Annotated in this window: 21 protein-coding genes; 7 read left to right on the plus strand and 14 right to left on the minus strand. The window is 70.9% G+C overall.

Annotation, left to right across the window (positions count from 1 at the left end; genetic code table 11):
- Nucleotides 1-44: 44 nt before the first annotated feature.
- The 10 genes from ASD66_RS01010 to ASD66_RS01055 all read right to left on the minus strand — a co-directional run bounded on the left by ASD66_RS01010 (nucleotide 45) and on the right by ASD66_RS01055 (nucleotide 14415).
- Nucleotides 45-1010 carry a carbamate kinase gene (locus tag ASD66_RS01010; protein WP_056687353.1) on the minus strand — a complete coding sequence of 322 codons (966 nt, stop codon included), beginning with the start codon at nucleotides 1008-1010 and terminating at the stop codon, nucleotides 45-47.
- Nucleotides 1007-2950, minus strand: coding sequence for a hydantoinase B/oxoprolinase family protein (locus ASD66_RS01015; protein ID WP_056687355.1), 1944 nt, complete (start codon nucleotides 2948-2950; stop codon nucleotides 1007-1009). The genes ASD66_RS01010 and ASD66_RS01015 overlap by 4 nt, the downstream gene beginning before the upstream one ends.
- Nucleotides 2950-5166 carry a hydantoinase/oxoprolinase family protein gene (locus ASD66_RS01020; protein ID WP_056687357.1) on the minus strand — a complete coding sequence of 739 codons (2217 nt, stop codon included), beginning with the start codon at nucleotides 5164-5166 and terminating at the stop codon, nucleotides 2950-2952. Before ASD66_RS01020 ends, ASD66_RS01015 begins: the two co-directional genes overlap by 1 nt.
- Before the next feature lie 273 nt (nucleotides 5167-5439).
- The gene (locus ASD66_RS01025; protein WP_056889790.1) at nucleotides 5440-6834 is read right to left on the minus strand and encodes an amidase; all 1395 of its coding nucleotides are present in this window, start codon (nucleotides 6832-6834) and stop codon (nucleotides 5440-5442) included.
- A complete protein-coding gene (locus ASD66_RS01030; RefSeq protein WP_056889791.1) occupies nucleotides 6831-7499 on the minus strand; it encodes an SRPBCC family protein in 669 nt (222 codons plus the stop codon). The genes ASD66_RS01025 and ASD66_RS01030 overlap by 4 nt, the downstream gene beginning before the upstream one ends.
- Nucleotides 7496-9958, minus strand: coding sequence for an aerobic carbon-monoxide dehydrogenase large subunit (gene cutA / locus ASD66_RS01035; protein WP_056889792.1), 2463 nt, complete (start codon nucleotides 9956-9958; stop codon nucleotides 7496-7498). The genes ASD66_RS01030 and cutA overlap by 4 nt, the downstream gene beginning before the upstream one ends.
- The gene (locus tag ASD66_RS01040) at nucleotides 9955-10452 is read right to left on the minus strand and encodes a (2Fe-2S)-binding protein (protein WP_056687368.1); all 498 of its coding nucleotides are present in this window, start codon (nucleotides 10450-10452) and stop codon (nucleotides 9955-9957) included. The genes cutA and ASD66_RS01040 overlap by 4 nt, the downstream gene beginning before the upstream one ends.
- The gene (locus ASD66_RS01045) at nucleotides 10449-11327 is read right to left on the minus strand and encodes an FAD binding domain-containing protein (protein ID WP_056889793.1); all 879 of its coding nucleotides are present in this window, start codon (nucleotides 11325-11327) and stop codon (nucleotides 10449-10451) included. The genes ASD66_RS01040 and ASD66_RS01045 overlap by 4 nt, the downstream gene beginning before the upstream one ends.
- Before the next feature lie 164 nt (nucleotides 11328-11491).
- Nucleotides 11492-12961, minus strand: coding sequence for a uracil-xanthine permease family protein (locus tag ASD66_RS01050; RefSeq protein WP_056889794.1), 1470 nt, complete (start codon nucleotides 12959-12961; stop codon nucleotides 11492-11494).
- Between the two features lie 176 nt (nucleotides 12962-13137).
- Nucleotides 13138-14415 (minus strand): PucR family transcriptional regulator, encoded by a 1278-nt coding sequence (locus ASD66_RS01055; protein WP_056889795.1) that lies wholly within the window; start codon nucleotides 14413-14415, stop codon nucleotides 13138-13140.
- A gap of 85 nt (nucleotides 14416-14500) precedes the next feature.
- Between ASD66_RS01055 and ASD66_RS23985 the strand changes: the two genes are divergently transcribed.
- The 3 genes from ASD66_RS23985 to ASD66_RS01070 are packed head-to-tail and all read left to right on the plus strand — an operon-like array spanning nucleotide 14501 to nucleotide 18197.
- Complete coding sequence (locus ASD66_RS23985; RefSeq protein ID WP_200949821.1) at nucleotides 14501-15337, plus strand: DUF2877 domain-containing protein; 837 nt, start codon at nucleotides 14501-14503, stop codon at nucleotides 15335-15337.
- Nucleotides 15334-16803, plus strand: a complete 1470-nt coding sequence (locus ASD66_RS01065) for an FdrA family protein (protein WP_056889797.1) — start codon at nucleotides 15334-15336, stop codon at nucleotides 16801-16803. The genes ASD66_RS23985 and ASD66_RS01065 overlap by 4 nt, the downstream gene beginning before the upstream one ends.
- Nucleotides 16800-18197, plus strand: coding sequence for a DUF1116 domain-containing protein (locus ASD66_RS01070; protein WP_056889798.1), 1398 nt, complete (start codon nucleotides 16800-16802; stop codon nucleotides 18195-18197). The genes ASD66_RS01065 and ASD66_RS01070 overlap by 4 nt, the downstream gene beginning before the upstream one ends.
- A gap of 64 nt (nucleotides 18198-18261) precedes the next feature.
- Here the strand turns inward: ASD66_RS01070 and ASD66_RS01075 are convergent, their stop codons facing one another.
- The 4 genes from ASD66_RS01075 to moeZ all read right to left on the minus strand — a co-directional run bounded on the left by ASD66_RS01075 (nucleotide 18262) and on the right by moeZ (nucleotide 22341).
- On the minus strand, nucleotides 18262-18567 hold the full coding sequence (locus ASD66_RS01075) for an MGMT family protein (protein WP_056889799.1): 306 nt from the start codon (nucleotides 18565-18567) through the stop codon (nucleotides 18262-18264).
- A gap of 28 nt (nucleotides 18568-18595) precedes the next feature.
- Nucleotides 18596-20002 carry a hypothetical protein gene (locus tag ASD66_RS01080; protein WP_156388488.1) on the minus strand — a complete coding sequence of 469 codons (1407 nt, stop codon included), beginning with the start codon at nucleotides 20000-20002 and terminating at the stop codon, nucleotides 18596-18598.
- A gap of 101 nt (nucleotides 20003-20103) precedes the next feature.
- Nucleotides 20104-21012, minus strand: coding sequence for a hypothetical protein (locus ASD66_RS01085; RefSeq protein WP_200949822.1), 909 nt, complete (start codon nucleotides 21010-21012; stop codon nucleotides 20104-20106).
- A 111-nt stretch (nucleotides 21013-21123) separates the two neighbouring features.
- Complete coding sequence (gene moeZ, locus ASD66_RS01090; protein ID WP_056889801.1) at nucleotides 21124-22341, minus strand: adenylyltransferase/sulfurtransferase MoeZ; 1218 nt, start codon at nucleotides 22339-22341, stop codon at nucleotides 21124-21126.
- Between the two features lie 244 nt (nucleotides 22342-22585).
- Between moeZ and ASD66_RS01095 the strand changes: the two genes are divergently transcribed.
- From ASD66_RS01095 to ASD66_RS01110, 4 genes are all read left to right on the plus strand, one after another.
- The gene (locus ASD66_RS01095) at nucleotides 22586-24850 is read left to right on the plus strand and encodes an immune inhibitor A domain-containing protein (protein WP_200949823.1); all 2265 of its coding nucleotides are present in this window, start codon (nucleotides 22586-22588) and stop codon (nucleotides 24848-24850) included.
- Between the two features lie 181 nt (nucleotides 24851-25031).
- Nucleotides 25032-25613: a TetR/AcrR family transcriptional regulator gene (locus tag ASD66_RS01100; protein WP_056681179.1), complete on the plus strand. Its 582-nt coding sequence runs from the start codon at nucleotides 25032-25034 to the stop codon at nucleotides 25611-25613.
- Nucleotides 25614-25676: 63 nt separating this feature from the next.
- The gene (locus ASD66_RS01105; protein WP_056681182.1) at nucleotides 25677-25898 is read left to right on the plus strand and encodes a DUF3107 domain-containing protein; all 222 of its coding nucleotides are present in this window, start codon (nucleotides 25677-25679) and stop codon (nucleotides 25896-25898) included.
- Nucleotides 25899-25926: 28 nt separating this feature from the next.
- A complete protein-coding gene (locus tag ASD66_RS01110) occupies nucleotides 25927-26196 on the plus strand; it encodes a GlsB/YeaQ/YmgE family stress response membrane protein (RefSeq protein ID WP_056681186.1) in 270 nt (89 codons plus the stop codon).
- The last annotated feature ends 14 nt before the right edge of the window (nucleotides 26197-26210 follow it).

Here is a 26210-nt window from a genome sequence, read left to right on the forward strand (position 1 = left end):
CTTTCTTTGGTGGGTGATTTCGAGACGGTCGCTGCGCGACCTCCTCAACCACCGTCTTGGGCTGGGGTCTGGTCGGGTACGACGACGGTGCCGGCGGCGCCGGCGACGGCGTCGAGGATGTGCGCGAGATCGCTGATCACGGAGTAGCGGCCGCCGTTCTCGACGAACCGGCAGGCCGCGTCGACCTTGGGGCCCATCGACCCGCTCGCGAAGTGGCCCTCGCCGGCCATCGCGCGCAGGTCGGAGACCGTGACCCGGCCGATGGGCTCGGCCTGCGGCGTACCGAACCGGAGCACGGCGTGGGTGACGTCGGTGGCGATGACCAGCACGTCGGCCTCGACAGTCGCGGCCAACAGCGCCGCGCCGAGGTCCTTGTCGATGACCGCCTCGACACCGACCAGGCCGGCTTCCGAGCGGATCACCGGGACACCTCCACCACCGTTGGCGATCACGATGAATCCGGCATCGACCAGGGCGCGTACGGCGGCGGCGTCGAGGATCTCGCGCGGCTCGGGCGAGGCGACGATGCGGCGCCAGCCCTTCTCGCCGCGGTCCTCCCAAGTCTCCCCGTGCTCGACCAGCAGCGCCGCCGCGTCGCGGTCGAGGAAACGACCGATCGGCTTGCTGGGATGCGTCAGCCCGGGATCGTCGACGTCGACGCGGGTGCGGGTCACGACCGTGGCGCTGCGCCGGTCCGCGCCCCGGCGGGCGAGCTCGTCGTCGAGCGCGTCCATCAGCACGAAGCCGAGCGTGGCCTGGGTCTGTGCGCCGCACCAGTCCAGCGGCACCGGGGGTACGACGGCCGCGGCCAGCTCGTTCTTGACGAGGAGGTTGCCGACCTGTGGCCCGTTGCCGTGGGTGATCACCACGTCCACCGGGTCCGTCGCGCGCGTGACGAGATCGGCCACGGCTGTCATCGCCACCCGGGCGGCGGCGATCTGGTCACCGGGCCGGGCGCTGCCGTCGGCGGCGGTCATCGCGTTGCCGCCCAGCGCGAGCAGGACCCTCATGGCTGTGACCCGACGAAGTCGACGTCGGCGGAGTCTGCGCCGCCGGACAGTCGCGCGTAACCGGGCCCGCGGTCGAAGAACGCGTCGCTCGGGGCCGGCCGTGCGGCGCGCTCGGTGGCCGTGGCTGCCGGGTCGTGGGCGAGGGTGTCGTCGTCGACACTGCCGGTGAGCACCACCCCGTAGTCGGCCAGCGCGGCTTCTGGCGAGACCTTCTCCCAGACCACGTCGCGCACGACCAGCTCGGGGTCCCGGTCGAGCGGGTTGCCCCAGCCACCGCCTCCCGTCGTGCGGATGCGGATCACCTCGCCGGCCTTGACCGGCTCGGCGTCGGCCAGGGCGTCGACCACCCGCTCGGCGGGCCCGCCCGGGTCGACGACCACCTCGAACGGCCTGCCGGCCAGACCGCCCTTGACTCCCCAACAGGCGAGGATCGAGCGGTCGGCGATCGACATGAAGTGGGCGTCCTTGAGCATGCGGATGTGCTTCTCGTAGCCGAGTCCACCGCGGAACTGGCCGGCCCCTCCGGAGTCCTTGGCGAGGCCCAATCGCTCGACCAGGAAGGGAAAACGGCTCTCGGTGAACTCCGAGGGCAGGTTCCGCGAGTCGGGCACGACGTGGATGGTGTCCTCTCCGTCGGCGTAGTAGCGGCCCCCGGACCCGCCGCCGAGAACCTCGCGCATGAGGTACGGCGCGCCCTGCCGGTCCTCGCCGTACACCCCGGTGTAGCGGATCGTCTCCTGGTCGGCGGGCATCCGGCCGTCGACCGCCTTGGCGAGTACGCCGGCCAGCACGCCCAGCAGCCTGAGGATCACGAAGGTGCGGGCGTTGGTCGGGGCCGGGAAGACCGGGGTCAGCAACGTGCCCGGTGGCGGGAAGCGCATCTCGATCAGGGGTACGACGCCCTCGTTGACGTCGAGCTCGGCCATCCGTTCGGGCGACTCGGCGAGGTTGCGCAGGATCGGGGCCAGCCACTTCTTGAGGAAGTTGCCGTCGCTGTAGTCGCCGCAGTGGTTGATCGGTCCCTTGGCCTGCGGCGAGGTGCCCTCGAAGTCGAGCACCAGGCGCTCGCCGTCCGGATCGTCAGCGCCGGTGCGGGTCATCGTGATCCGCTGGGCGAAGAGCCGCGGCTCGTCGACGCCGTCGTGCTCGGCGTAGTCCTCCCAGACCCACTGGCCGATCGGGATCTGCGAGAGGATCTCGCGCCGGTAGGTCTGCGTGGTCCGGTCGATGATCGCGTCGAAGCAGGACTCGACGGTCTCCTTGCCGTACCTCGCGAACAGCTCGCCCAGTCTGCGTGCGCCCATCAGGCAGGCCGAGCACTCGGCGTCGAGGTCGGCGGCGAGGCTGTCGGGCATGCGTGAGTTGCGGGTCATGATCGCCAGCGCCGACCTGTTGGGTACGCCGGCGTCCCAGAGCTTGATGGGCGGCACCATCAGGCCCTCTTCGTAGACCGAGGTGGCGCCACTGGGCATGGAGCCGGGCACGCAGCCGCCGATGTCGTCGTGGTGCCCGAAGGCCTGGACGAACGCGACGACCTGCCCGTCGTGGAAGACCGGCACCGTGACGCAGAGGTCGGGCAGGTGGCCAATGCCCCCTTCGGACCGATAGACGTCGTTGTGGAAGAACACGTCGCCCTCGCGCATCTCCGTGATCGGGAAGTCGCGCGCGACCGGGTGCACCAGTGCGGAGTAGGAGCGGCCGGTCAGCTTGCGGAGCAACCGGTCGTGGATGCCGGCGCGGAAGTCGTGGGCGTCGCGGATCATCGGGCTGCGACTGGTGCGGCCGATCGCGGTCTCGACCTCCATCTCGACGGCGGCCAGGCTGCCCTGAACGATCTCCACCACCACCTGCTCCGCGCTGGCGCCGGCGTCGTCGGTCAGGGTGCCGAACGGGAAGTCCGTCGGCGCCCGACGGCTCCCCCCAGACCCGGTCGAGGCCATCAGTCCTCCCTCGTCACGATGATGTTGAGGAACCGGTCGACGGTGGCCCGGAACCCGGGGTGCAGCGGCACCGTCGAGCCGAACTCCTCGATGATCGCCGGCCCGGTCAGGGTCTGTCCCGGCGCGAGGTCCGGTCGCCAGAAGACCGGCGTGTCGACGTACCCGTCGGACACCTCGAAGCAGACCGCCCGCCTGCTCGCCGGACGAGCCTCCGCTGGTTGAGGCGGTTGCTCTGCAAGCGTCTCGAAACCAGGTTGCCGGTGGTTTCGAGACGGGCCTTGGCGGCCCTCCTCAACCAACGGCGTGCCCCGGCCCTCCTCATCCAACCGCAGGGCGAGTGGGTGCTCACGGATCTCCGGGCGCTGGATCGGGCCCACCCCGGAGACCCGCAGGTTGACCCACTCGACCCGTTGCCGCGGGTCGCCGGCGAAGTCATAGCCGTAGAGCACCCGGTGCTCGTCGTGGAAGCGGGTCGCGACCTCGTCGAGGAGTGCGGCGTCGACCGCGCCCTCGGGCAACGGCACCCTGACCTCGAAGGCCTGCCCGAAGTAGCGCAGGTCGGCGGTCCTGAAGAACCGGTGCTGTTCCGGGCCGAAGCCCTCCTTGGTCAGCGCCGTGCGGGCCCGATCGCAGAGCTCGTCGTAGACCGTCTGCAGGTCCGCGGGCTCGAGGTCGTCGTGCATCCGGACGTGGGTCTGGACGTAGTCGTTCTTCACGTCGACGGTGAGCAGGCCGAACGCCGACACGTTGCCGGGGTTCGGCGGCACCAGCACCGACCGGAGCCCAAGGATGTCGGCCAAGCGGCACAGCAGCAGGGATCCGGACCCGCCGAACGTGGTCAGCGTGAAGTCGCGTACGTCGAGGCCTCGCTTGACGGTCACCGCCCGCAGCGCGTTGGCCTGGTTCCATGCCGAGATCTCGAGTACGCCGGCGGCACAGGCCTCCGGGGTGAGGTCGAGGTCGCCGGCCAGCTTGCGGATCCCTGCGTCAGCCGCTGCGACGTCGAGCGGGATCTCGCCGCCCAGCAGGTGCGGAGGCACCCGGCCCAGGAAGACATGGGCGTCGGTGATCGTGACCGCGTCGCCGCCCTTGGCGTAGCACAGCGGGCCGGGGTCGGCGCCTGCCGACTGGGGCCCGACCTTGAGCGCGCCCTCCGGTGAGAGCCACGCGATCGAGCCGCCTCCGGCCCCCACCGTGACCACGTCGATCATCGGGATCTTCGACGGGAAGGCGCCGACGCTGCCTTCCGTGGTGAGGGTCGGCTCGCCGTCGATCACCACGCTGACGTCGGTCGACGTACCGCCGCCGTCGCTGGTCAGCACCCGGTCGAAGCCGGCGACCTTCGCGATCAGCGCGGCGCCCAGGGCACCGGCGGCCGGGCCGGACAGGACGGTGGTGATCGGCTGGTGGACGACCTCGTCAGCGCTCAGCACGCCGCCGTTGGACTTCATCACGTAGAACGGCACGTGCCGGGCGCCGTCAGCCGACGCGTAGGCGTCGAGCCGGTCCTTGATGTTGGTGACGTAGCTGCCCAACCGCGGTTTCACTGCGGCGTCGACGAGCGTGGTCATCGCGCGTTCGTACTCGCGGTACTCGCGCAGCACCTCGCTGCTGAGGGAGACGACTGCGTCCGGGTGCTCCTCGCGGAGCACCGCGAGCATGGCCTCCTCGTGGGCGGAGTCGGCGTAGGAGTGCAGGAAGCAGACGGCCAGGGTGTTGATGTCCCGGTCCCGGAACCATCGCGCGACACGGCGGGCGCCGTCCGCGTCGAACGGCCTCACCTCGGTGCCCGTGTGGTCGAGCCGACCGCCGACCCCCTTGACGAGGTGCCGGGGCACGATGCGGTCGGGCTTCACCCAGAAGTAGGAGTTGCCGTAGCCGTCGGGCACCGACTGCCGGGCGATCTCGAGCAGCGCCTCGTAGCCCTCGGTGGTGATGAAGCCGAGCGCCTCGACCTTGCCCTCGAGGAGCTGGTTGGTGGCCACCGTCGTGCCGTGGCTGACCGAGGTCAGCGCGTCCCCGCGCCCCTGCGGCAGGCCCAGCAGTCCGAGCACCTTCTCGATGCCGGCCATGAAGCCGTCGGCCGGGTTGCCCGGCGTGGAGGGCGTCTTGGTGGTGACCAGCTCACCGGTCTCCTCGTCGAGCGCCACCACGTCGGTGAAGGTGCCGCCGGTGTCGATGCCGACCCGGATCCGACGCGCGCTCTGATCGGCCATGACCTTGATTCAACCGGTGTGCGGCCACCGGGGCGACGGCACAATCCGCCAACGGGGGCCGGGTTCGTTGGCACTTCGTGCCAGCCCGTCGCACGGCGGCATCGGCGCTGCTGCCTGCGAGCGACGTTCGGACGGCAGTCCCGTCGAGAACTGCGGCAGTTCGCTCGTACGGCGGGCGCCGGCCCGCTCAGCGGACGAGCACGAGGGGCGAACTGCCGCAGTTCCCAACCGGATCCGCTCGGAGCCGCGGTCAGTCTCTGCCGCGAGGCGAGCTCAGCTGTGCGCCCGGGCGGACTCGAACGCGGCGGCGACCTCGAGGAGGCGGCGGTCGGCTCCGTGGGGAGCCACGACCTGGATGCCGACCGGCAGGCCGTCGGCGGTGAGGCCGGCCGGGACGGAGATCGCCGGACAACCGGTGACGGTGATGAAGTACGCCGAGCGCATCCAGTCGAGGTAGCCCTCCATGGGCCTGCCGTTGATCTGCGTCGGGAACTCCTGGTCGGCCGGGAACGGCGGCACCTGGGACACCGGGAGCACCAGCACGTCGTGGTCCTCGAAGAAGAGCCGCATGCGCTCGGCCAGCGTCGTGCGCTGTGCGTAGGCACGGGCCACGTCGCCACCGGTCAGCGACTCTCCCGCCCGGATGTTGTCGGCCAGCGACTGCTTGAACGCATCGGGGTGCTCGGCGAGCAGCGCCCCGAACTTCGCCTGGAAGTGCCAGGCCCGCAGGATGCGGAACGTGTCGTCCGCCTCTGCCAGGGAGGGGTACGTCGACTCGACGCGCGCCCCCGCTCCTGTGAACGTGGCTGCCGCGGACTCGACGATCGCGGCCACCTCGGCGTCCACCTCGAAGGCGCCGCCCAGGTCGACGGACAACGCGACGCGGAGGCCGGCCAACGAGCCCGAGAGCGGCGGCGCGAAGGCGGAGCCCGGTTCGCGCAGGGCCAGCGGCGCCCGCGGGTCGGGGCCGGCCAGCACGGACAGCAGGAGCGCGAGGTCGCCGACGTTGCGCGCCAACGGTCCACCGACGGACGTCGACTCCCACTGGTTCGCGCTCGGCCACTCCGGCACCCGCCCGAGGGAGGGGCGAAGGCCGACGACACCGCAGAACGACGCGGGGTTGCGCAGGGACCCGCCCATGTCGGACCCGTCGGCCAGCGGCACCATGCCGGAGGCCAGCGCGCAGGCGGCACCACCGCTCGAGCCGCCCGCAGACCTCGATGGGTCGTGCGGGTTGAGGGTGGTGCCGAAGACCGTGTTGAACGTGTGCGATCCGGCCGCGAACTCCGGCACGTTGGTCTTGCCGATCAGCACCGCACCTGCACCGCGGATGCGTTCGACGATCAGGTCGTCACCGTCGGACACGTGGTCGGCGAAGAGCGGCGACCCGTACGTCGTACGCCATCCAGCGACTCGGTGGGTGTCCTTCACCGCGAACGGCAACCCGTGCAACGGACCGGGTGCGGCACCGGCGGCGAGCGCCTCGTCGGCGGCCGCGGCACCGGCCCGAGCCCGCTCCTCGTCGAGCGACACGATCGCGTTGAGCTGCGGGTTGCGGGCGCGGATGCGGTCGAGGTGGAGCTCGAGCAGCTCGCGCGCCGAGATTTCACGAGAGCGTACGGCGGCGGCCTGCTCGCGGGCCGTCGAGTCGACGGTCAGCGAGGTCATCGTCGGCGTCCGAACCTCGAGCCGAGGACCACCCCGAGCGCGACCAGCCCGGCACCGACCGCGATGCCCTTGACGAACTCGGAGAGGTCGCCGGACCCTCGCGTCGGAGCGGTGAAGACATTCCTCGGCGCTACCGAACGGTCAGCAGGTTCCGCGGCCAGATTTCCTGCTGACTGTTCGGTAGCGGGTGTCGAGCCGGCGAGTGGCGGCGGCACCCCCGGCACTCCCTGGGCGATCGTCCGCTCGATGTTGGTGAAGAACTCGGTGGCCATCCGCCTGCTCACCGAGGTCAGCATCCGCTGGCCCACACCACCGACCATGCCCCCGACCACGGCGTCCGCGTCGTAGAGCAACGTGGTGGTGCCGTCGTCGTTGCACTCGAAGCGGACGTCGACCGTGGCACCGATCGTGCCCGGTGCGCCGGCGCCCTGCACAACGAGGACCAGCGACTGGTGCTCGACCAGGTCGCTCAGCGTGCAGGTGCCCGTGTAGGTGCCGCGGATCGCCGCGACTCCGGCGGTCACGGTCATGTCGTAGGCGTGCTCACCGGTCTCCTCGAGCCGCTCGCAGCCGGGGATCGCGACGACCAGGACGTGTGGGTCCAGGACCGCGTTCCAGACCTTCTCGATCGGTGCGACCAGGGTGGCTTCGCCGGCGATCCTCATGACGGGTCCTTTCGGTGCTGGGCGGAGGTTTCGAGACGGCGCTGGCGCGCCTCCTCAACCACCGGGTGTCCCCTTCTGTGGTGCTCGCGCAGGTCGAAGAGCTGCGACGGCGAGATCGGCATCGCGGTGACGGCCAGGTTCCCCGGGTCGAGTCGCTCGGCGTCCTCGATGGCCGAGGCGAAGACCGCCGCCGACGGGATCACGCCCGCCTCACCCGCGCCCTTGAGGCCCAACGGGTTCAGCGGGCTCGGCGTCTCGAGGTGGTCGATCTCGATACCGTCCGGCACCTCGGTCACGTAGGGCATCAGGAAGTCCATGAAGGATGCGTTGAGCAGCTGCCCGTTCTCGTCGTACTCCATCCGCTCGTAGAGCGCGCCGCCGACACCCTGCGCCACCCCGCCGTGGATCTGCCCCTGCACGATCATCGGGTTGATCAGGTTGCCGCAGTCGTGCACCACGGCGTACCGGAGAATCTCGATCTCGGCGGTGTCGGGGTCGATCTCCACGATCACCGCGTGCATGCCGGCCGCGAAGGTCGAGCGCTCCGGCGAGTAGAAGTCCTTGCCCTCGAGTCCGGGCTCCTCCCCCTCGGCGACCGGCGGCTTGCCCGGGTCGCCGACGCTGAACTGGGTGGCCGCACCCGACGCCTCGTCGAAGGCGTAGCGCAACGGGTTGGACAGGACGGCGATCGTGCCGAGTGCGATCGAGCTGTCGGGGGCGCCCTTCACCCGCACCGACCCGTCGACGATCTCGAGGTCGTCGACCGAGGCCTCGAGCGCGTCGGCCGCGATCCGGAGCGCCTTCTCCTTCACCTTCCGGGCGGCCAGGTGGATCGCCGACCCGCTCATCACGGCCGCCCGCGAGGCGAACGTGCCCACGGCGTACGGCATCCGCCGGGTGTCGCCGGTGACCACCTCCACGCTCTCGAAGGGGACGCCGAGCTCGTCGGCGACGATCTGCGCGAACGCGGTCTGGTGCCCCTGGCCCTGGGTGGTCAGGCCGGTGGCGACCTTGACCTTGCCGCTGGTCTCGACGTGGATGTGCGCGCCCTCGTAGGGCCCCACCCCGGTGCCCTCGACGTAGCAGGCCAGGCCGAGGCCGAGTCGTCGTCCCTGCGCCGCGGCCTCGGCGCGGACCGTCTCGAAGTCGTCCCAGCCGATGAGGGCCTTGAGCTTGTCGAGCAGCTGCGGGTAGTCGCCCGAGTCGTAGACCAGCGGCCGACCGTCCTGGAAGGTCATGTGGTGGTCGAAGGGAAACTCGTCGGGTTGGATGAAGTTGACCGCGCGCACGTCGGCGCGGTCCTTGCCGAGGTACGCCGCGATCGCGTCCATGGTGCGCTCCATCGCGTAGACGCCCTGCGGACGACCGGCCCCGCGGTACGGCGTCACGATCACGGTGTTCGTGTAGAGACTCTCGAAGGTGACCCGGTAGTTGTGCGGCTTGTAGGGCCCGAGCAGCTGGGTCGAGGTGATGATCGGGACGATCAGGCCGTACGGCGTGTAGGCGCCGTTGTCGTGCCAGAACGCGACGTCGAGGCCGAGCAGCCTGCCGTCGTCGTCGAAGCCGACCTCGACGTGCTGCACCTGGGCGCGTTCGTGGGCCGAGGAGATGAAGTGCTCGCGGCGGTCCTCGATGAACTTCACCGGCTGCCCGAGCGCCCTGGCGGCCAGCGGAACCAGGAGCTCCTCCGGCCACGGGTGCACGATCTTCACGCCGAAGCCGCCGCCCACGTCGGGGGTGATCACGTCGACGTGGCCTAGGTCGAGACCGAGCTTGGCGGCGATGGCGGCACGGACGCCGGTGGAGGTCTGGGTGGAGGTCCAGACCTGCATCCGGCCCGAGTCCGTGTCCCAGCGTGCCAGGGTGCCGCGCCCCTCCATCGGGGTCGACGCGCTGCGCTCGATGTCGAGGTCGAGGCTGAGCCGGTGCGGTGCCGCGGCGATGGCGGCCGGGGCGTCACCGACGTGCTGCTCCAGGCGCGCGGCGACGTTGCCGGGCACGTCGTCGTGCACGAGCCGCTCGGCCGCGCGTGCGGCGGCCAGGCCCACCACGGGCGGCAGGAACTCGTAGGTCACCACGATCTTGTCGACGGCGTCCTCAGCGACGTAGCGGTCATCGGCCACGACGAACGCGATCGCCTCTCCGACGTGGTTCACCTCGTCCTTGGCCAGGGCGTACTGCGTGCGTCCGTGGGTGAGCGCCGGGTGCGGGATGAGCAACGGCAGCGGTTCGGCCATCGGGCCCTGCAGGTCGTCGTAGGTGAAGACGGCGTGCACTCCGTCGACGTCGAGCACGCCGGACACGTCGATGTCGACGATGCGGGCGTGGGCGTGCGGGCTGCGCAGCACCGCCGCGTGCAACGCGTCGGCACCGAGATCATCGACGTACCGCCCGGCACCGCGGAGGAACCGGTCGTCCTCGACGCGGGCGACCCGTTCGCCGAACATGCGTGTCGTCACGGCGACTCCCCCTCCCCGGCGATCAGCTCGGCGGCGCGCTCGACCGCGGAGACGATGTTCTGGTAGCCGGTGCAGCGGCACAGGTTGCCGGCGATCATCTCCTTCGCCTCGTCGTGCGTGGGGCACGGGTTGTCGCGGAGCCCGGCGGTGATCGTGGTGAGGAAGCCGGGGGTGCAGAAGCCGCACTGCAGCCCGTGGCAGTCCTTGAACGCCTGCTGCACCGGGCCGAGTGACCCGTCGGCGTTGGTGAGTCCCTCGACGGTGGTCACCTCGGAACCGGAGACGGTCACCGCGAGCAGCAGGCAGGAGCGCACGGGGGTTCCGTCGAGCAGCACCGTGCAGGAGCCGCACACGCCGTGCTCGCAGCCGACGTGGGTGCCGGTCAGCCCGAGGTCGTGGCGCAGGGCATCGCTGAGCAACCGGCGAGCGGGCACGCCGAGGTCGTGCGGCACCCCGTTGACCACGAGGCGGACGTCGTGGAGCTCCTCGCTCATGGTTCCTCCGTGCGTCGACGCGCGTCGTCGTACGCCGCCCGCAGCGTGCGGCCGGTCAGCACCCGCACCAGCTGTGCGCGGTAGGCGGCGGTGGCGTGGATGTCGCCCTGCGGGTCGAGCGCGGCCAGTGCCAGCTCGCCGGCGGCGGTGAGCGCTTCGTCCGAAGGGGCTTCGCCGCCGGCCAGCGCCGGAGCCAGGTCGACGACCGTGGGCAGGTCGCTGACCGAGAGGTAGCCGGCCCGCGCCTCGACGATCTGGCGGCCTTCGAGTCGCACGAGGACGGCCACGCCACACAGGGCGTAGTCGCCGTGCCTTCGGGCCACTTCACGGAACGCGACGCCGGAGCCCTCCGCGAGGGCCGGGAAGAACGCCTCCACGGCGATCTCGTCGTGGGCCAGTGACGACTCGAGCGGGCCGAGGAACAACGCGTCGCCAGCGACCGTACGCCGACCGCCCGGCCCCACCACGTCGACGGAGCCACCCAGCAGCGCAAGGACCACCGGCATCTCGGCGGCCGCATCGGCATGCACCAGGGAACCCACCGTCGTGCCCCGGTTGCGGATGGTGGCGTGGGCGACGTTGGCCAGGGCCATCGCCAGCAGGGGTTGGACCCGTCGGGCCTCTTCGTCGGCGAGCACCGCCGCATGCCGGGCCAACGCCCCGACCCGCACCCCCGATGCGTCACTGGTGACGTGGTCGAGGTCGGGCAGCCGGTTGATGTCCACCAGCAGGGCCGGTGCCGCGAGCCGCATGGAGAGCAGCGGCACCAGGCTCTGTCCGCCGGCCAGCACCTTCGCGTTCGTGCTCCCGGCGAGGGCCTCGACGGCAGCCGCCAGGTCGGTGGGCCGGGCGTACGCGAACGGCGCGGGCTTCACCGGTGGCCACCGCCTGAGGTGCGTCGGGGGTGACCGGCGCTCCGGGTGCGTGCTGGGCCAGGCGGAGAAGCGATGGCGGGCCGGAGGCCCGTCGAGTCTTCGAGAACGCGGGCCAGCGCGTGCCCGGGGTGTCGGGCACACGACGGACCTCCGGCGGTGGCCACCTAGTCCCGGTGCCTTCCCGGGGCTGCGCCGGAGTCCGTCTCGTCGCCCTCGGGGCTCGCATGGGTGCCGGTGCCGCCGACCGCGATGATCGTGCCGTCGTCGTTGACGCGGGGCGCCACGAGGCGGGCCAGGTGGTAGCCGATCACGGTGACCAGCGTGCCCAGCGCGATGCCGTTGAGGGAGAAGTCGTCGGTGATCTTCAGGCTGGCATCGCCGATGGCCAGGATGATGCCGGCCGCAAGGGGCACAAGGTTCACCGGATCGGCGAAGTTGACGTCGTTCTCCTTCCAGATCTTGGCGCCGAGCAGGCCGATCATCCCGTAGAGCACCAGGGTGATCCCGCCGAGCACGGCGGGAGGCGTGTGGTTCACGATCTCGCCGAACTTCGGCACCAGGCCAAGCAGGATCGCCACCACCGCGGCCACGTAGTAGGCGGCCGTGGAGTAGACCCTCGTCGCCGCCATGACGCCAATGTTCTCGGCGTACGTCGTGGTGGGTGAGCCGCCGACCGCGGACGCGATGACGGTGCCGACGCCGTCGGCCGCGACTGCCCGGCCCATCACCGGGTCGAGGTCGGTCTCGGTCATCTCGGCCACGGCCTTGACGTGTCCGACGTTCTCGGCGACCAGTGCGATCACCGCCGGCAGCACGAGGAGCGCGAAGGTCAACGAGAAGTCCGGGAGGTGCCAGCCGACCGCGCCGAGGTTGTTCAGCTCGGTCTGGTTGCCGACCAGGCCCTCGGCGGTGTGCTTGGGGAAGCCGAACCAGTCGGCCTCCTTCACCGCACTCCAGTCGACCCGCCAGTGGGCGCCCGGCTCCGGGTTGCCCGGCACGGGCAGCGAGGTCTTGCCGAAGACCTTGTCGACCACGACCGAGAGGACATAGCCGAAGATCAGGCCGAGGAAGATCGCGATCCGCCCGAAGAACCCGCGCAGGCCCACGGCCATCAGGATCACCGCGGTCATGGTGATGATCGCGACCCACGGGTCGGCCGGCATGTAGGTCTGGGTGGCCACCGGGGCCAGGTTGAAGCCGATCAGCATGACCACGGCACCGGTCACGACCGGGGGCAGCACGGCGTTGACGACCCGCGCCCCGAAGAAGTGGATCACCAGGCCGACCAGGGCGAGGACGACGCCGGCGACCAGGATCGCGCCGGTGACGTCTTCGGGCCCGCCGCCCTGTGCGTAGACCGCGCCCGCCCCGCCGACGAAGGACGCCGAGGTGCCCAGGTAGCTGGGCACCTTGTTCTTCACGATCAGCAGGAAGCAGATCGTGGCGATGCCGCTCATCATGATCGCCAGGTTGGCGTTGAGGCCCATGACGATCGGGAACACGAAGGTCGCGCCGAACATGGCGACCACGTGTTGTGCGCCGAGGCCGGCCGTCTTGCCCCAGCCGAGCCGCTGGTGTGGTGCCACCGCCTGGCCCGGCGCCGGATCGACCACGTCCCACCTGAACATCGACATGCTGCCTCCTCGACGCGGGCCGCAGCCCGGATTTCCTCCGCAGGTTGCCGAACCTAGTGGGCCCGATCCTGCCGAACACCGGCGACTTGTGCTGAACGGCACATCCTTCCAGTGGCAGATCTTGTTCGCGAGCCCTTTGGTACGGCGCGTCGGTGCGGCGCGCCGTACCAAACCCGTCAGTCGGCGATCTCGAGGACCCGCAGGGCGACCGCGACGTCGAGGCGCAGGTGCGGGTCGGAGGCCACCGGCCCGAGCAGCCGCTCGAGCTTCCCGACCCGGTAGCGCATCGTGTTGTAGTGGAAGAACTGGAGCCGCGCGGCCTCGGCCACGTTGAAGTTCGTGTCGAGCAGCACCTGGAGGGTCTCGCGCAGGTCGGCCACCTCCGCGGACGTGCCGGCGAGCTCGCCGAGGACGTCGCGGGCGAAGGAGTGCAGCTCGTCGTGGTCGGGCACCAGCGCGATCAGGCGGTGCACGCCGAGCTGGTCGAAGTACGTCGTCGAGCCACCGCCGTGCACCCGTCGTCCGACCTCCACCGCTCGACGGGCCTGCGCGTAGGCCTCGGGGAGGCCCTCGATGTCGGCGGCCACCCGGCTCACGCCGACGGAGAAGGGACGTCGCCCTCCGCCCTTGTCGCCGGCCACGTCGGAGACCAGCTGCCGCACCACCGAGGCGCCACCGTCGACGGCGTCCTCCGGCACCGGCACCAGGGTCACCACCTCCGAGGAGAAGTCGACGCTCGGCACGCCCGGGTCGAAGGTGTGGCTGACCTGGCGCCAGGCAGCGGAGAAGCGCTCCTGCCACCGCCGGCGGATCCGGTTCGAGGTGGCCGGCTCGTCGGCCGGCGCGGGATCGATCTCGGCGGCGACCACCACCATCGGCCGCGACAGGTTCCAGCCGAACGCCTCGACGTGCTCGACGACGTACTCCTCGGCCCCGGCCCGTCGCAGCAGCACGTCGCGCAGGAAGTCGCCCTGGTACTTGTTCTCGACCGCGCCGACCGCCTCCTCGCGGGTGATCAGCAGCGCGGCGACTGCCGCGGCGCGTTCCATCGCGTGGACGTCCCCGGAGGAGATCTCCGAGGCCTCGCGGAAGCAGACCAGACGGGCCAGGTCCGCGCCACCGGCGACGATGCGCAGCATCCTGACCTGTCCCCGGCCGACCCCGACGCCGTCGGCCCCGGCCCGCTCGACCCGGAAGCGTCCGGTCGGATCGAAGAGCTCGGCGTCGTCCATCAGGCCGCGCAGTGCGTCGGACAGCTCCGCCGCTCGTTCACGCCCGTCCGTGGAGGTGAGGAGTACGCCGACGTCGAGGACGCGCGCCACCTCGGCGGCGATCTGGCGCAGGTTGCCACCCTCGAGGACGATCTGGGTCAGGGCGGTGTGCAGCGCGTCGACCCTGGCCAGGGCCTTGATCGCGTCCTGGCTGCTGGTCTGGCTGCTGGTCTGGTCCGGCACTATCAACTCTTGCACCTCGTTCCGGCGTTCCGTTGGCACAACCTCACATCGGCAAACCGTACTGCGTCCCACTAGCGTCGGGAGGGTGATCGCGACAGCGCCCTCCACAGGCACACCCGCAGCGGCACCGACCCGGGTCCGGGAGCGGTTGGCCGCGGCGAGGGGCCCGGTGGGGTTCCTCCATCGCGGTCCGCTGGCGCTCTACCTCGAGGTCGAGGGCTGGTGCGTCGGCGTGGTCGGCACGTCCGCGGCCGCCGTCCCCTGCGCGCTGCGTTTGGCCACCCCCGGCATCGGGGAGCTCGCCACGGCGCGCACCGCGCGGGTCGCCGACGGTGCGCTGTTCCTCGACGACACCGAGGTCAGGGTCGGCCGCGTGGTCGACGTGTCGGCACCGCGGCTCACCCTCGGCGTGGCCGCGACGGTCGACGTGGCGCGCCATCGCGCCGTTCTGTCCGACGAGCTCCCGGAGCACGCCCTGGACGCCCTCGTGCGCACCGACCCGGCCTCCGTCGCGCACCTGGTCGGACGAGGCAGCGGCCTCACCCCGTCCGGGGACGACGTGCTCTGCGGCTGGCTGGCCACGCACTGGGCGGCTGGAGTCGACGTACCCGGGTTCGCGCGCGCGCTCGCCCAGACCCGGCACCGCACCACGACGCTCTCCGCGACCCTCCTCGACTGCGCCCGGCACGGCGAGGTGCTCCCCGAGTTCGGTCGCCTCCTGCGGGTGCTCGCCGAACCCGCGGCCGCTTCGGCGGCGGATCGCGCCAACGCCGTCGACGACCTGGTCGGCATCGGGCACACGTCGGGAAGCGCCCTCCTGCTGGGCGTGGGTCTCGCGCTCGCGTCGCTGTCATCGGCCGGGCCCCCGGCAGCCAGCACCGACGCGACCTCCCCCGACACGCAACGGAGCCGCTGCGCATGAGGCACACCCATGTCGAGCTCAGGCGCGGCGCGTACGCCGACTCCGTGACCCTGCTGCAGGTCAGTCGCACCGTCGCCGCCGGGGCCGGTGTCGAGGCCGCGCAGGTCGCGATGGCCACCGACCTCAACCTCGACGTGCTGGCCGGCATGGGCTTCGCGCCGCCTCCGGACGTCACCGCCAACGACATGGTGGTGGCGTTCCGGTTGTCCGACGCCTCGGCACTGGACGCCACCCTCGTCGCGGTGGACGCCGCCCTGGCAGGGTCGAGCCGCGTGGCAGGCGGCAGTGCCGAGCTGGCGCCGCCGCGCACCACGGGTTCGGCCCTGCGCCGCGACGCGAATGGCGGTGACGTGCTGGCGCTGGTCTCGGTGCCCGGTCCGAGTGCGTTCGTCGAGGCGATGGACGCACTCGACGCCGGTCACGACGTGATGGTCTTCAGCGACAACGTGCCCCTGGATCAGGAGGTCGCGCTCAAGCGCACGGCGACCGCGCGCGGGCTCCTGGTGATGGGCCCCGACTGCGGAACCGCCGTCGTCGGCGGACTGGGCCTCGGATTCGCCAACGCGGTGGTGCCGGGACCTGTCGGCATCGTGGCCGCCTCCGGCACCGGATGCCAACAGCTGATGGCCCTGCTCGACCATGCAGACCTGGGGGTTGGATCGGCCCTCGGCGTCGGCGGACGCGACCTGTCCGCCGACGTCGGAGGGCTCTCCACGAGGGAGTCGCTGCGCCGTCTCGACGACGACCCGGCGATCGAGCTGATCGTGGTCGTCTCCAAGCCGCCGGCGGCCGAGGTGGCCGCCACCATCCGTGAGTACGCCGCCACGCTGGGCACCCCGGTCGAGCTCGCCCTGCTCGGCGCAGGTCAACCCGACCTGACTGCCGCGGCGGAGACCGTGCTGGCCAGGCTCGGACGCGAGGTCCCGGACTGGCCCGTGTGGGGCGAGGCGACGGCCCGTGCGGACGGCGGTGGGCTGCTGCGCGGGCTGTTCGTGGGCGGGACCCTGTGCGACGAGGCCATGCTCGTGGCGACGCAGGTGATCGGCCCGATCAGGAGCAACATTCCCTTCTCGCCCGAGCTGGCCCTCGGCCCCGACCTCGACGCCGACGCCCACCTGATGATCGACTTCGGCGACGACACCCTCACCTCCGGGCGGGCGCACCCGATGATCGACCCGACGTTGAGGCTCGAGCACCTCGCAGAGGTCGCCGCCGACCCGCGGACCGGCGTACTGCTCCTGGACGTCGTGCTCGGCCACGGTGCGGAGGACGATCCGGCGGCGTCTCTCGCGCCGGCCATCGCGCGGGCGGCGTGCCCGGTCGTGGTCGCGTTGGTCGGCACCACCTCCGACCCCCAGGGCCTGTCCCGGCAGGCGGAGGCGCTCTCGGCCGCGGGGGCCGAGGTCCACCTGTCCAACGCGGCGGCCTGTCGCCGCGCCCTCGAGCTGATCGGTGGCGCGCGATGACCACACCCACCCGCATCGTCAGCGCCGGTGCCGGGCTGTTCGCCGACGCGATCGAGGCCCAGGCCGTGCCCGTCAGCCGCGTCGACTGGCGGCCGCCGATGCCCGGCGCCGAGGCCGACCTCGCCACGGTGGCCGCCGACCCCCTGCGCAGGCCCGCCAACGAGCAGGCACTGGCCGCGATGCTGGGAGTGCAGGCCCTGCTGGTCGACGTCGCTCCGGCGTCGGAGGTGCTGGGCCTGCACCGGGGCGAGTTCCTGCACGCCGGTCCGCCGATCGGGTGGGAGACGACGTCCGGTCCGTTGCGCGGTGGCCTGATGGCCGGCGCCGCGCTCGAGGGCCTGGTCGACGACCCGGAGGAGGCCGTGGCCCTGTTCGAGTCGGGTGAGGGGGTCTCCCTCGAGCCGTGCCACCACCGCGACACGGTCGGGCCGATGGCGGGTGTGGTCACGCCGTCGATGTGGATGTTCGTGCTCGAGGACCCCGCCACCGGCAGGCGCGCGCACTGCTCGCTCAACGAGGGTCTCGGCAAGGTGTTGCGCTACGGCGCCTACTCCCCCGAGGTCCTCGACCGGCTGCGCTGGATGTCGGCGGTGCTGGGGCCGGTGCTGCAGAAGGCGGTGCGCACCAGTGGGCCGGTCGACGCGACCGGCATCCTCACCCAGATGCTCCAGATGGGCGACGAGGCGCACAACCGCAACCGGGCCGGCACGTTGATGCTGCTGCGCGACCTGTCCCCCGCGATGGTCGACTCCGGATTCCCGTCCGCCGACGTCGCGGCGGCCCTGCGCTTCATCGGTGGCAACGACCACTTCTTCCTCAACGTGGCGATGCCGACCTGCAAGCTCGCCCTCGACGCGGCTCGCGGCATCGACGGCTCCACGATGGTCGTGGCGATGGCCCGCAACGGCACCGAGTTCGGAATCCAGACCTCGGGCACCGGCGACCAGTGGTTCACCGGACCGGCCCAGGTCGCCGACGGGCTCTTCCTGGGTGACTACGGCCCCGACGACGCCAACCCCGACATCGGCGACTCCGCGATCACCGAGACCGCCGGCATCGGCGGCTTCGCGATGGCGACCGCACCGGCCATCGTGCGGCTGGTCGGCGGCAGCGTGCCCGACGCCCTCGCCACCACGCGCCGGATGCACGAGATCACCCTCGGGGAGAACCCGCGCTGGTCGATCCCGGTGCTCGAGTTCCAGGGTGTGCCGAGCGGCATCGACGTGAGCCTGGTCTGTCGCACCGGCATCCTGCCGCAGATCAACACCGGCATGGCCGGCAAGGTGGCGGGCGTCGGGCAGGTGGGCGCCGGGCTGGTGACCCCACCGGCCGAGATCTTCCCGCAGGCACTGGCCCAGCTCGCCGCCCGCGCCCGGGCTCGCAGCACCACCTGAAGCCGACCCGTCGCCAGTTCGTGTCGACCCGTCGCCAGTTCCTGGGTGCACGCCGTCCGACGAGTCAGGCGGGCTGCCAGAAGGCGGCCTTCAGGTCGACCTTCCCGGAGGGGCGCATCGGAGTGTTCTCCTCCAGGTAGCACTGCCGTGCCTCGTCCTGGTGGCTCGGCGGCAACGACCCGTCGGCGCGCACCACCCGCCACCACGGCACCGGCCCGCCGTGCATCGCCATCACGTTGCCGACCAGGCGCGGACCACCGATGCCCAGGACCTCACCCACGACGTCGGCCACCGCGCCGTACGTCGTCACGCGTCCCCGCGGCACGCGTTCGACGTACTGCAGCACCGCTTCGACGTACTCCTCATTCACGCGCCCAAGCCTAGGGCGAGGACATGCTCTAGCCGCGCACCCAGCGGTAGTCCCACGTCTCCGAGTCCTCGTCGATGTCGAACACCGGGACCACGCGCTGGCTCCCACCCGTGAAGGTGGTGATCGTCGGTCCCTGCACCGTGGTGGAGGCGATCAGTCCACCCTCGGGGGCGATCGTGACCGGGTTCTGCTCGTCGTCGACGGACACCACGACGCCGGTCCGGGCGTCGGCCAGGGCAAGATCGGTGAAGCCGTTGTCGTTGCGGAACGGCGCCGCCCGGTACCGCCCGTCCAGGTGCTCGACACCGTCCGCGAGGGCGGCGAGCTGGGCCAGGTCACCGCCGACCGGACGGGCCACGCCGGTGCCGGGCGCGACCGCGACCAAGGGGAAGCGGCTCAACGGTGCCGTGCGACCGGCCGTGGAGAACCACCAACCGGCGGAGTCGGCCAGCTCGAGCTGCATGCCACGGACCGCGCGCATCTCGGTCAGGCGCGTCCCGGACAGCCGGTACCAGACCGGCGCCTCGTCGTCCCCGCGACGCAGGAGGCCCGACGGGTCCTGGAGCTCGAGTCCGTCGACCGCGCCACGCACCGGGCTCTCGCGACCGTCCCTCCCCACGAGCGCCAGACCGGTCCCCCGGTCGACCAGCGCCGAGCGGCCCACGACACCGAGCACCGTGCCCTGTTCCCGGCCGACGCCGTCCAGCTCAGCCGAGGTGTCGCCGAGCCGGAGGCTTCCCTCCACGGAGGTCGCGGCCGTGTGACCGTCCGCCGAGAAGCTGATCTCCCCGAGGTCGTCGGTCGGCAGCTCGACCGGCGTCGCGATCGGCTTGTCGAGGCGGAGGGCGACCAACGCCCCGTCCTCGTGCCGTTCGAGCACCATCAGGTCACCGGTGCGGGCGACCACCTCGGCGGGCCCCCCGCCCAGGGTATCGGCCGTCTCCGTGTCGCCCGTGAGCACGTCCTGCACAGAGACGAGCTCCTCCGGCCCGGGCTCGTCGGACGCGGTGGACCCGTCGGACGCATCACCCTGCGTCTCGGTGCGCACGGCCAGGCGCTGGCCGTCCTCCAGCCGTGACGGGTCTCCGTCCAGTCCGTGGATCGTGTCGACGGAGCCCTCGGAGAGATCGAGGTTCCAGATCGTGTCGTCCCCGAAGAAGCTGACCGTCCCCGGCACTGCCTGCCGGATCACCGCGTGCTCGGGCAGCGTCACCTCGTCGACGACCGTGCTCTCCCGGTCGACGACGTACGCCGTCCGGCCGCCGTGCACCACGGCGTACGTCGTGTGGCCGGCGCCGACTCCCTGTCCGGCCGTCACGACCGGACGGCCGGGGTCGCCGCACGCGCAGGCGGGCTCGTCCCCCGTGCACGCGACGACGCCGAGCAGCGCCCCCACCACCGTCAGTCGGGTCCCGAGAAGCGTCAGAGAATTCATGGGGGTACGACGTACGACGAGCAGGGGCGGTTCCGTGGCCGGACACGACACGGCCCCCACCCGGTGCTCGCCGGGCGGGGGCCGTGACGTGGGTCAGCGGGTCAGAGCACGGGCTCGAACGGCTCGGTGCCGGGGACCAGGCGCAGGCCCGGGATCCCCGAGTGCTGCTGCGCATACGAAAGCTCGCGGGACAGGTCGCCGATGTTGTTCGACAACGGCAGCGGCGCCAGACCGAGCGTCGAGAGCGTGCCGACCGCCTTGCCCTGCGCGTCGAGGAACGCGCTGCCCGAGTCACCGGGGACACCGGGGGTCAGCGTGTAGAGCGGGTGCGACCAGCCACCGTCGGCAGCGTCGTCGCCGAGGCTGATCCCGGTCTTGGGCGAGAGCAGGGTGATGCCGCCGCGCAGGCTGGAGTTGCCGTAGGAGTAGACCTTGTCACCGGTTGCGGTGCCGGTGGTGTTGATGCCGACCGGGCCACCCCAGAACGGCACCGACGGGTTCACCTTGGCCACGTCGGGGGCGCTCACCTTGACCAGTGCCAGGTCGTTGTAGGCACACGTGTTGGCGTTTGTCTCCCCCACGGCGTGCATCGTGTTCCAGCTGCTGTAGGCGATCGTTCCGGTGCCCACCTGGGTGCCCTCGGAGATCAGGCTGCCCCCCTCGTTGAAGGTGACCTTGGTGCCCAGTGGAAGGGTCCCGGCGTCGCAGCCGTTGGTGTCGGTGGCCTCGCCGGTGCCCGAGCAGTGGGCGGCCTGGCCGAGATAGACGTTGCCGGCGTCATCGGTGAAGACGAAGTTGGCGGTGCACTGGCCGCCCGACGTGTAGGTCTGGACGCCGGGGTGGATCACGGCGGTCTCCGCCGGGGCCCAGGCCTGGGCGGTGGCCGCAGAGTTGGCCGCAGAGGTGGCCGCCTGAGCAGGCATCACGGTGACCGCCAGGGCGACGGTGCTGGCTGCTGCGACTGCGCCGACCATCAGGCGAGTCGGGGTGAACTTCGGGGTGAAACGCATGAGATGCGTCCTCCAGTCGGTGTGTGGGAGTCACTGCACCAACGACCCCCGGCCCGAAATGGTTACGACCCCATGGCCCGATCGGGCCATGGGGTCGCTGGGGTCGACCGGTCAGTAGGTCGGCTGGCTGGGGTCGATCTGGTTGACCCAGGCCACCACGCCACCACCGACGTGCACGGCGTTCTCGTAGCCGGCACCCTTGACGATCGCCAAGCACTCGGCCGACCGGACGCCGGACTTGCAGTGCAGCACGATCTGCTTGTCGGAGGGCAGCTGCTCGAGCGCGTTGCCGTTGAGGAACTCGCCCTTCGGGATCAGCACCGCGCCGGGGATGTTGTTGATCTCGGCCTCGTTGGGCTCGCGGACGTCGACGAGCAGGAAGTCGGCACCGCCGCCCTCCTTCTCCTTGATCATGTGCTCGAGCTGGGTCACCGAGATCGTCGAGCCGACGGCAGCGTCGGCCGCCTCCTCGGAGATCGCGCCGCAGAACGCGTCGTAGTCGATCAGCTCGGTGACGGTGGCGTTCTCGCCGCAGAGCGCGCAGTTGGGGTCCTTGCGGACCTTCAGCTTGCGGTACTCCATCTCGAGTGCGTCGTAGATCATCAGCTTGCCGACCAGCGGGTCGCCGATGCCGGTGAGCAGCTTGATGCCCTCGTTGACCTGGATGGAGCCGATCGCGGCGCAGAGCACGCCGAGGACGCCGCCCTCGGCGCACGACGGGACCATGCCCGGCGGCGGGGGCTCGGGGTAGAGGCAGCGGTAGCAGGGCGCCTCGGCCGACGTGCCGTCCTCCTTGACCGCGTGCGGCCAGAAGACGGACGCCTGGCCGTCGAAGCGGTAGATCGACCCCCACACGTAGGGAATCTTCAGGAAGTACGCCGCGTCGTTGACCATGTAGCGCGTGGCGAAGTTGTCGGTGCCGTCGAGGATCAGGTCGTAGCCCTCGAAGACGCCGAGCACGTTGTCGTTGTCGAGGCGGCCCTCGTGGATGACCACGTTGACGTGCGGGTTGATCTCCTTGATGGAGTCACGCGCCGACTCGGACTTCGGACGGCCGATGTCGGACTGGCCGTGGATGACCTGGCGCTGGAGGTTCGACTCGTCGACCTCGTCGAACTCCGCGATGCCGATCGTGCCGACACCGGCGGCGGCGAGGTAGAGCATCGCCGGCGAGCCGAGGCCGCCGGCGCCGATGACGAGCACCTTGGCGTTCTTGAGGCGCTTCTGCCCGGACATGCCGACGTCGGGAATGATCAGGTGCCGGCTGTAGCGGCGGACCTCGTCGATGGTCAGCTCGGGGGCTGGCTCCACGAGCGCGGGATAGGACACGGGGACTCTCCTCGGACGGCAATTGTGCTGACACCGGTGCAACGCAACGTACGACGTCCATGTTCCCTGCGGCCGGGTCCGAGCCCGGTCACGTCCCGTCATCCGGACGGGGACGAAACAACAAATTTTGCGCCAGCCTCTTGCGTAGACGACAAGAAAAGGACGAATGTCCTCTTTGGATCGTTGGTCCCGTCCGCACTCCTGCCGTCGGCAGGAACGGATGCTCCCATCGAAAGGCAGACACGTGAAGAAATTGGCACCCGGCCTCCTGGCCGGAACCGCCGCGCTGGCGTTGAGCATGACCATGCTCCCCACCGGCACAGCCGCACCGAGTCCCAGCCCACAGGCATCTGACTCGAGCGCGAAGACCAAGCACGACAACCGCCCGGGGCCCAAGACCCGCGAGCAGACGAAGCAGCGCCAGAAGGCGCTGGCCATGCTCAGCAACGGCACCGCCACCCTCCGGAAACAGCCCGGCGGCGGCGCCACGGTCGACCTCGGCAACGGCGAGTTCGTCGAGTTCCCGGTCGAGAAGGAGGACAAGGTCTTCACGGTCCTCGCCGAGTTCGGCACCGAGGGGTCCGGCCGCTTCGGCCGCACCCCCGGCCCACTCCACAACGCGATTCCCGAGCCGGACCGCGCCCTGGACAACTCCACTGTCTGGGCACCGGACTTCAACCAGGCCCACTACGAGGAGATGTTCAACGGCGACGGCGAGTCGTTCAAGAATTACTACTCCCAGCTCTCCAGCGGCCGCTACACCGCGACCAACACGGTCAGCAACTGGGTCACGGTGCCCGGCAACGCGTCGTCGTACGGCGACAACGCGATCGAGGACGACGGCGGCTCGTGGGCCTTCATCCAGGACAGCCTCAACGCGTGGTACGCCGACCAAGTGGCCGCAGGCAGGACCACCGCGGAGATCGACGCCTACCTCGCGCAGTTCGACGAGTGGGACCGCTACGACTTCGACGGTGACGGCGACTTCAACGAGGCCGACGGCTACCTCGACCACTTCCAGGCCGTGCACGCCGGCGAGGGCGAGGAGGCCGGGGCCGACCCCGACGCCATCTGGTCGCACCGCTGGTTCGTCAACGCCACCGACTACGGCGTGTCCGGCCCGACCGTGGGCAGCACGCCCAACCTGTACGGCGGCGCCCGGATCGGCGACTCGAAGTACTTCGTCGGCGACTACACCGTCGAGCCGGAGAACGGCGGCCTCGGCGTCTTCGCGCACGAGTTCGGCCACGACCTCGGCCTGCCCGACTACTACGACACCGCCGGCGGCGAGAACGGCACCGCGTTCTGGACGCTGATGTCCTCGGGCTCCTGGCTCGGGCACGGCGGCGACGCGGACGGCATCGGCAACACCCCCGGCCTGATGGGTCCGGAGGAGAAGCTCTACCTGGGTTGGCTCGACTACTCCGAGGTCAGTCCCGGGGAGTCGGCCTCGATCGGCCTCGGCCCGTCGCAGCACACCTACGACGGCCAGGACCAGGCGATCAAGGTGAACCTGCCCGACGCCTCGGTGACCAACGCCTACACGACGCCTCCCGAGGGTGCCCACGCCTGGTACTCCGGACGCGGCGACCAGCTGAACAACACGTTGACCCGCGAGGTGCCGGCCGCGTCACGCGTCTCCGTCTCCGCCAGCTCGTGGTACCAGATCGAGTCCGGGTACGACTACCTCTACGCGGAGTACTCGCTCGACAACGGCGCGACGTGGACGCAGCTCGGGAGGCCCCTCACCGGCAACTCGAAGGACTGGGCCAGCCTGAAGTTCGCCTACTCGGCCAACGGACAGGCTTCGTTGTTCCGGTTCCGCTACCAGACCGACGGCGGCGTCAACGAGGCCGGCGCGTTCATCGACCAGGTCTCGATCAAGGCCGGGAAGGCCTACGCGTTCGACGACGGCGCCGAGGCCGGCGACAACGGCTGGACCGTGAAGGGCTGGTCGGTCTCCACCGGCACGGAGACCAAGAGCTCCACCCGTTACTACCTGCTCGAGAACCGTGCGTACGTCGGCTACGACGCCACACTGCAGGTCGGTCCCTACCAGTTCTCCGAGGGCGTCACGCGCCCGAACTGGGTCGAGCACTTCCCGTTCCAGGACGGCATGCTCGTGTGGCTGGTCGACAACCGGTACACCGACAACAACGTCTCAGCCCACCCGGGCGCGGGCTATGCCTTGCCGGTGGACGCACGTCCGACGCCGATGACGTTCGGTGACGGCACCATGCCGAGCAACCGTCGCCAGCCGTTCGACGCGACGTTCGGGCTGCAGGCCACCGACGACGTGTGCCTGCACAAGCAGGGAGCCGACGGTACGACGTACGAAGCGTGTGCGCCGTCCTCGCCGGGCATCGCCACGTTCGACGACAGCAACCCCGAGGCCTACTGGAGCGCTGCGAACCCGCAGAACTCCGTGAAGGTGGCCGGGGTCGGGGTCACCGCGACGGTGACCGCACAGCAGGGCGACGTACTGACGGTGCAGGTCGACAACCCGTGACCTGAGCCGATCCATGGTGTCGGCCCCGTCTGCCCGGAATCCACCGGGCGGGCGGGGCCGAACTCATGAGTACGGGTAGGCTTCCGTCGGCGGGCAGGTACCGCCACCGCACCGGAACGAGGAGCATGCATTGAGCAGTGGGCACGACGAACTGGGCGAGGTTCGACCCCGCGGCGGACGCATGCCGCGCAAGGCGCGTCGCGCGCAGCTTCTCGGTGCGGCGCTCGAGGTGTTCGTGGCCCAGGGCTACCACGCGGCGGCCATGGACGAGATCGCCGATCGCGCCGGTGTGTCCAAGCCCGTGCTCTACCAGCACTTTCCCGGCAAGCTCGACCTATACCTCGCCCTGCTCGACACGTCGTGCGAGACGATCATCGCCAACTGTCGCGCCGCACTGGAGTCCACCGACGACAACAAGCTGCGCGTCGGCGCGACGATGGCCGCCTTCTTCGAGTACGTCTCCTCCGAGACCGGCGCGTTCCGCCTGGTCTTCGAGTCCGACCTGACCAACGAGCCCGCCGTCCGCGACCAGGTCGAGCGGGTCACCCGCGAGTGCGCCGAGATGATCGCCGGCGTGATCCACGAGGACACCGCACTCCCCGACGAGGCTTCGCACCTGCTCGCCGTGTCCCTGGTCGGCATGGCGCAGGTGAGCGCCCGCTACTGGCTCACCGACTCCTCGAGCATCGACCGCGAGGACGCCGCCAGCCTGATCGCCGGCCTGGCGTGGCGCGGCATCCGCGGTTACCCGCTCCAGGACTGACCGCCTGACTGATTGACTGAGCCAGCACCCCCGCAAGCACGCCACAGAGAGGAAGGCCCCGCCATGGAGGTCAAGATCGGTATCCAGCACGCCCCACGCGAACTCGTCTTCGAGGTCGATTCAGACATCGACACCGTCGAGAAGACCATCTCGGACGCCGTCGCCGCCGATGGCGTGGTCGCGCTCACCGACACCAAGGGCCGCCGCGTGATCGTGCCGGCCGCTCGCCTCGCGTACGTCGAGATCGGCACCGGCGTCGCCGGCCAGGTCGGGTTCCGCTCCTGACCGGAGCTTCCTGGCACGAGAGGCAGCCATGGTCACCGAGACACTCTGGGCCCTGATCGGCGGCACCGTGATCGGGCTGTTCGGCAAGGCGGTCGCCCCCGGCGACCGCGACAACATCCCGCTCTGGCTCACCATCATCTGCGGCATCGCCGGTGCCGTGATCGGGTCGTGGGCCTACGGGCAGTTCTTCCCGCAGGCCACCCCCGGCGTCGACTGGTGGCGACACGGCTGGCAGGTCGCCGTCGCGGCGATCCTGGTCATCATCGCCGCCGGGTTCACCGGCCGCCGCCGCCCCTGACCCCCGCCCCACCA

Source organism: Nocardioides sp. Root151, assembly GCF_001427925.1.
Taxonomy (GTDB): domain Bacteria; phylum Actinomycetota; class Actinomycetes; order Propionibacteriales; family Nocardioidaceae; genus Nocardioides.

Excerpts from the sequence above, each read along its gene's own strand:
- ASD66_RS01110 (WP_056681186.1), top strand. The coding sequence starts at position 25,927 with ATGGTCACCGAGACACTCTGGGCCCTGATCGGCGGCACCGTGATCGGG.
- ASD66_RS01050 (WP_056889794.1), bottom strand. The coding sequence starts at position 12,961 with ATGTCGATGTTCAGGTGGGACGTGGTCGATCCGGCGCCGGGCCAGGCG.
- ASD66_RS01100 (WP_056681179.1), top strand. The coding sequence starts at position 25,032 with ATGCCGCGCAAGGCGCGTCGCGCGCAGCTTCTCGGTGCGGCGCTCGAG.
- ASD66_RS01105 (WP_056681182.1), top strand. The coding sequence starts at position 25,677 with ATGGAGGTCAAGATCGGTATCCAGCACGCCCCACGCGAACTCGTCTTC.
- ASD66_RS01025 (WP_056889790.1), bottom strand. The coding sequence starts at position 6,834 with ATGACCTCGCTGACCGTCGACTCGACGGCCCGCGAGCAGGCCGCCGCC.
- ASD66_RS01080 (WP_156388488.1), bottom strand. The coding sequence starts at position 20,002 with ATGAATTCTCTGACGCTTCTCGGGACCCGACTGACGGTGGTGGGGGCG.
- ASD66_RS01010 (WP_056687353.1), bottom strand. The coding sequence starts at position 1,010 with ATGAGGGTCCTGCTCGCGCTGGGCGGCAACGCGATGACCGCCGCCGAC.
- ASD66_RS01040 (WP_056687368.1), bottom strand. The coding sequence starts at position 10,452 with ATGAGCGAGGAGCTCCACGACGTCCGCCTCGTGGTCAACGGGGTGCCG.
- ASD66_RS01030 (WP_056889791.1), bottom strand. The coding sequence starts at position 7,499 with ATGAGGATCGCCGGCGAAGCCACCCTGGTCGCACCGATCGAGAAGGTC.
- ASD66_RS01085 (WP_200949822.1), bottom strand. The coding sequence starts at position 21,012 with ATGCGTTTCACCCCGAAGTTCACCCCGACTCGCCTGATGGTCGGCGCA.
- ASD66_RS01065 (WP_056889797.1), top strand. The coding sequence starts at position 15,334 with ATGAGGCACACCCATGTCGAGCTCAGGCGCGGCGCGTACGCCGACTCC.
- ASD66_RS01020 (WP_056687357.1), bottom strand. The coding sequence starts at position 5,166 with ATGGCCGATCAGAGCGCGCGTCGGATCCGGGTCGGCATCGACACCGGC.
- ASD66_RS01015 (WP_056687355.1), bottom strand. The coding sequence starts at position 2,950 with ATGGCCTCGACCGGGTCTGGGGGGAGCCGTCGGGCGCCGACGGACTTC.
- ASD66_RS01070 (WP_056889798.1), top strand. The coding sequence starts at position 16,800 with ATGACCACACCCACCCGCATCGTCAGCGCCGGTGCCGGGCTGTTCGCC.